Source organism: Streptomyces sp. CO7 (assembly GCF_053474865.1).
Genome location: NZ_JBRIOU010000002.1, coordinates 924,929 through 930,093 on the forward strand (window position 1 = coordinate 924,929; position 5,165 = coordinate 930,093).

The following is a 5,165-nucleotide window of genomic DNA, read 5'->3' on the forward strand; positions in this document are numbered from 1 at the left end:
GCGCGGCGGGGAAGCTCCCCCGCCGCGCCGCCCCGGGGGCCGTCCGTTCACGCGTACCGCTCCCGGTACGCGCGCAGCAGGGCGCGGGTGCGTTCGGTGGAGGTGGCGCGGGCCGTCATGTGGTCCAGGGCCTCCAGGTGGGCGGCGACCTCGTGACGGGAGTCGAGGTAGAGGGCGCCGGTGAGGTACTCGGTGAAGACCATGTCGGGCAGCTCCGGCTCCGCGAAGCGGAACAGGGAGAACGGCGCGTAGGCCCCCGGGTGCGGTCCGGCCGCGAACTCGGCGACCTGCAGCGTGACGTGCGCCTGCCCCGTGGCCTCGAGCAGCCGGTCGATCTGCTCGCGCATCACCCGGGGGTCGGCGCCGACCGGACGGCGCAGCACCGTCTCCTCCATGATCACCCACAGTTTGGGCGGGGTCTCCCGCTCCAGCAGCCGCTGCCGGGTCATCCGCAGCGCCACGTGCCGCTCGACGATGGCCTCGGCGTCCGCGCCGGTCGCCCCCGCCCGCAGCACCGCGCGGGCGTAGTCCTCGGTCTGCAGCAGCCCGGGCACGAAGTGGGGCTCGTAGGAACGCAGCATCTTCGCCGCGCCCTCCAGGCTGACGTACAGCGAGAACCAGTCGGGCAGCACGTCGTGGAACCGCTGCCACCAGCCCGGCCGGTTGGCGTCCTCGGCGAGCGCCACGAACTCCGCCGCCTCCTGGTCGGGGACCCCGTAGGCGGAGAGCAGCATCTGCACGTACGGGATCTTCAGCGCGACCTCGGCCGTCTCCATGCGCCGCACCGTCGCGGGCGCGACGTGCAGGATCCGGGCGGCCTCCTCGCGCTTGAGCCCGGCCGTCTCACGGAGTTCCTGGAGCCGTTTGCCGAGCACCACCTGACCGACGGTGGGCGCGGTGCGTCGCTCGCTCACGCCGTCCTCCCCAGACCTTCACGCCTTCGCTGCGGGGGGCAGTCTGCCACGCCGCCCCGTGATGCACATGGTTCCGGTCATTTCGTGGCCACGGCTCGCGGGTCGTGCGGGGCCACGGCCCGCGGGTCCGTCCCGGGGCGGCAGGCCTGTGGCAGGCTGGCCGGGACGGATCACCGGTGGTCTCCGGTGGTTTCCGGTGGTCACCGGTGGGAGGAGAACGGGCCATGGCAGTGCAACCGCTGACGGAGCGCGAGATCGAGGACCGGCTGTCCGTGCTGCCGGCGTGGCGGGCGGTGGACGACCACCTGGTGCGCTCCTACCGTCTCGCCTCGCACAAGGCGGCCGCCGCGCTGGTCGCGGACGTCGCCCGGGTCCAGGAGGAGCTGGACCACCACTCCGACCTGACCCTCGGCTACGACACGGTGGACGTGTCGGTGAACACGCACAGCGTGGGCGGGCGGATCACCGCGCTGGACGTCGAGCTGGCCGGCCGGATCGAGGAACTGGCCGCCCGTCACGACGCGCACTGACCGCCGGGCCCGGCGCTCCTAGGGGTTCACGAAGGAGCCGAGCAGGCGGCGGCCCTCCTCGACCGCCGCCCGGGGGCTCTCCAGCGGCCGGACCTCGGCGTCCTTGAAGACCAGGTAGGTCACCCCGGCCTGCGCACCGCCGCCCACCGGGTGGGGGTCGAGGCCCAGCGCCTTCGCTGCGGCGTAGGACGCCTCGCCGATGATGCCGGTGGGGCCGATGTCCCCGACCACCGCGTAGGCGATCCGGTCCCCGTGCAGCAGCACCACCGGGTCCCCGGCGTCCACCCCCGCCGCGGCGTGGTCCCACGCCTTGCCGGGTCCCGGCACCACCACGTACGGCAGCCGGTCGGCGCGCAGCGGCATCCCGTCGGCCTGGTGGAAGGCGGTGTCGGGCCGGAACCAGGGGTCGGTTTGCTCGTTGCAGAGCTTGGTGCGCAGCCCGTCGCAGTCGACGTCGAGGTCGGCGGTCCAGTGGACCACCTCGCCCTGGGCGCAGACCGGCACCTCGGGTCCGCGGCCCTCGTCGGTGCGGTACGTGCCGCGCGAGACGCGGTGACAGGACCTCAGCTTGTCCCGCACCGTCCACGCGGTCACCGGGAGGTCGACGACCCGCACCGTGCGGCCGTCGGCGGGCGGCGCCCCGGGCCGGGCGCCGGGCGCCGCGGCCCGGGAGTCGTAGGCCGCGCCGGCGACGCCGGCCGGGAGGAGCGCGGCGGACAGGAGGGCCACGCCGAGGAACGCCGTACGGGTCGGGCTGCTGATACGCACTGCTGCGGAACCCTCTTTCTCCGGGCCCCTTGCGGGCCGCTCGGGTCAGCGGGAGGAGCAGTCGGGCGGCCGTCCCGGGGCCGGAGCGCGGCCCCGGGCGGCGCGCGCCGTCAGACCATGTCGAAGGTGGCGGGGTCCGCGCCGGTGCGCCGGCCCTCGTCCAGGGCCCTGACCGCGGCCAGGTCCTCCTCGTCCAGGGAGAAGTCGAAGACCTCGAAGTTCTCCTTGATCCGCGACGGCGTGGCCGACTTCGGGATCACGATGTTGCCCGTCTGCAGGTGCCAGCGCAGCACCACCTGGGCGGGGGTGCGGCCGTGCTTGCGGGCGATCGCGGCGATCGCCGGCACCTCCAGGAGGCCCTTGCCGGCGCCCAGCGGCGACCAGGCCTCCGTGGCGATGCCGAGCCCGGCGTGGAACGCGCGCGCCTCGGACTGCTGGAGGCGGGGGTGGAGTTCGATCTGGTTGACCGCCGGGACCACCGAGGTGGCCTCCGTCAGCGTCCGCAGGTGCTCGGGGAGGAAGTTGGAGACCCCGATCGCGCGGATCAGGCCCTCGGCGTGCAGCTTCTCGAACGCCTTGTACGTCTCCACGTAGGTGCCCCGCTTCGGCAGCGGCCAGTGGATCAGGTACAGGTCCACGTACTCCAGGCCGAGCTTCTTCAGCGAGGCGTCGAAGGCGCGCAGGGTGGAGTCGTAACCCTGGTCGCTGTTCCAGAGCTTGGTGGTGACGAAGACTTCCTCACGGGGCAGGCCGGAGGCGGCCACGGCCCTGCCCGTGCCCCGCTCGTTGCCGTAGGCGGCCGCCGTGTCGATGCTGCGGTAGCCGGCCTCGAGGGCGGTGGCCACCGCGCGCTCCGCCTCGTCGTCCGGGATCTGCCAGACCCCGAAGCCCAGCTGGGGCATCTCCACACCGTTGTTCAGGACGACCGGGGGGACCTTGCTGCTCACGCGCTCTCGATCCTTCGTTGGACGGACAATGCATCCCATCCTCAACGATCGGCGGGCGTGCCGCATTCCGGGGGCGGCGGACGGGTCCCGCGAGGGACCCGCGGCCGTCGGCCCGTCAACTCCGGTAGAGGGCCTCCACCTCGGCCTGGTACGCCTTCTCGATGGCCTTGCGCTTGAGTTTCAGGGAGGGCGTCAGCAGCCCCTGCTCCTCGGTGAAGGGCTGGGCGAGGATGCGGAAGGTGCGGATCGACTCGGCCTGCGAGACCAGGCTGTTGGCGGCCTGCACGGCGCGCCGCACCTCCATCTCCAGAGCGGGGTCGCGCACCAGTTCGGAAGCGGCCAGGGCGGGCTTGTCGCGCATCTGGAGCCAGTGTTCGACGGCCTCCTGGTCGAGGGTGACCAGCGCGGCGATGTAGGGACGGTCGTCGCCCACCACCAGGCACTGTGCGACCAGCGGGTGGTCGCGGACCCGCTCCTCCAGCATCACCGGGGAGACGCTCTTGCCGCCGGAGGTCACCAGGATCTCCTTCTTGCGGCCCGTGATCTGCAGGTAGCCGTCCTCGTCCAGCCGGCCGATGTCGCCGGTGGCCAGCCAGCCGCCGCGCAGCACCTCCTCGGTGGCGCGGGGGTCGTTGAGGTAGCCCTGGAAGAGGATGTCACCGGCCAGCCAGATCTCGCCGTCGTCCGCGATGTGCACGGTGACGCCGGGGATCGGGGGGCCCACCGTGCCGGAGCGGACGCGGTCGGGCGGGTTGGCGGTGGCCGCGGCGGTGGTCTCGGTGAGGCCGTACCCCTCGAAGATGCGCACCCCCGCCCCGGCGAAGAACAGGGACAGCCGGCGGTCCATCCCGGAGCCGCCCGTCATGGCGTGCCGCACCCGGCCGCCGAGCGCCTGGCGCACCTTGCCGTAGACCAGCTTGTCGAAGAACTGGTGCTGCATCCGCAGCGCGGCCGACGGGCCCGGGCCCTGCCCCCAGTCCCTCTCCTCCATCGCCTCCGCATACCGCACGGCCACGTCGGCGGCCTTGTCGAAGGCGGCGCCCTTCCCGAAACGCTCCGCCTTGCGGCGCGCGGCCTGGAAGATCTTCTCGAAGATGTACGGCACGGCCAGCACGAAGGAGGGCCGGAAGGAGGCGAAGTCCGCCATCAGCACCGCGGCGTTCAACTCGGGCTGGTGCCCGAGCCGTACCCCGTGGCGGATGCTCGCCACCTCCACCATCCGGCCGAACACGTGGGCCAGCGGGAGGAAGAGGAGGGTGGAGGCCTCGTCGCCCGGGCGGGAGTGGAAGACCGGCTCCCAGCGGCCCACCATGGTGTCCGCCTCGGCCATGAAGTTGCCGTGGGTGAGGACGCAGCCCTTGGGGCGGCCGGTGGTGCCCGAGGTGTAGATGACCGTCGCCACGGTCTCCGGGGTGACCGCGTTGCGGTGCCGGTGGGCCACCTCGTCGTCCAGGTGGGCGCCCGCCGCGGAGAGCTCCGCCACCGCGCCCGCGTCCATCTGCCACAGCCGCCGCAGGCTCGGCGCGCGGTCGATGACGGTGGCCACCGTCATCGCGTGGTCCTCGTGCTCCACGACGGCCGCGGTGACCTCGGCGTCCTGGAACATCCAGGCCACCTGCTCGGCCGAGGAGGTCGGGTAGACCGGCACCACCTGGGCGCCGACCGTCCACAGCGCGAAGTCGAAGAGCGTCCACTCGTAGCGGGTGCGGGACATCACGGCCACCCGGTCGCCGAACCGGACGCCCTCGGCCATCAGGCCCTTGGCGAGGGCCAGCACCTGGTCGCGGAACTCGGCGGCGGTGACGTCCTGCCAGTCGCCGGAGCGGTTCTTGCGGGTGACCACCACGCGGTCCGGCTCCGCCTGGGCACGCCGGAACACGGTGTCGGCCAGGCCGCCGACGGGCGGTGTCCCCGCCAACGGCGGGTTGTAGTACTCACGCAAGGCCGATCCCCGCTTCCGTGCCCTGGTCACGCGCTCTGGTCACGCGCCGTGAACCGATCCCCCC

General features: G+C 73.1%; 5 protein-coding genes. 1 reads left to right on the forward strand and 4 read right to left on the reverse strand.

The features are described 5' to 3' along the window. Nucleotides 1-47: 47 nt before the first annotated feature. On the reverse strand, nucleotides 48-914 hold the full coding sequence (locus tag ACOV8S_RS06225; RefSeq protein ID WP_448316540.1) for a helix-turn-helix domain-containing protein: 867 nt from the start codon (nucleotides 912-914) through the stop codon (nucleotides 48-50). A gap of 224 nt (nucleotides 915-1,138) precedes the next feature. Between ACOV8S_RS06225 and ACOV8S_RS06230 the strand changes: the two genes are divergently transcribed. Beyond that, the gene (locus tag ACOV8S_RS06230) at nucleotides 1,139-1,444 is read left to right on the forward strand and encodes a 4a-hydroxytetrahydrobiopterin dehydratase (protein WP_448316541.1); all 306 of its coding nucleotides are present in this window, start codon (nucleotides 1,139-1,141) and stop codon (nucleotides 1,442-1,444) included. A gap of 18 nt (nucleotides 1,445-1,462) precedes the next feature. Here the strand turns inward: ACOV8S_RS06230 and ACOV8S_RS06235 are convergent, their stop codons facing one another. The 3 genes from ACOV8S_RS06235 to ACOV8S_RS06245 all read right to left on the reverse strand — a co-directional run bounded on the left by ACOV8S_RS06235 (nucleotide 1,463) and on the right by ACOV8S_RS06245 (nucleotide 5,101). Next, nucleotides 1,463-2,212 carry a glycoside hydrolase family 75 protein gene (locus ACOV8S_RS06235; RefSeq protein ID WP_448316542.1) on the reverse strand — a complete coding sequence of 250 codons (750 nt, stop codon included), beginning with the start codon at nucleotides 2,210-2,212 and terminating at the stop codon, nucleotides 1,463-1,465. Nucleotides 2,213-2,322: 110 nt separating this feature from the next. Next, nucleotides 2,323-3,159, reverse strand: a complete 837-nt coding sequence (locus ACOV8S_RS06240; protein WP_448316543.1) for an aldo/keto reductase — start codon at nucleotides 3,157-3,159, stop codon at nucleotides 2,323-2,325. A gap of 115 nt (nucleotides 3,160-3,274) precedes the next feature. Beyond that, a complete protein-coding gene (locus ACOV8S_RS06245; RefSeq protein WP_448316545.1) occupies nucleotides 3,275-5,101 on the reverse strand; it encodes an AMP-dependent synthetase/ligase in 1,827 nt (608 codons plus the stop codon). Between the last annotated feature and the right edge of the window lie 64 nt (nucleotides 5,102-5,165).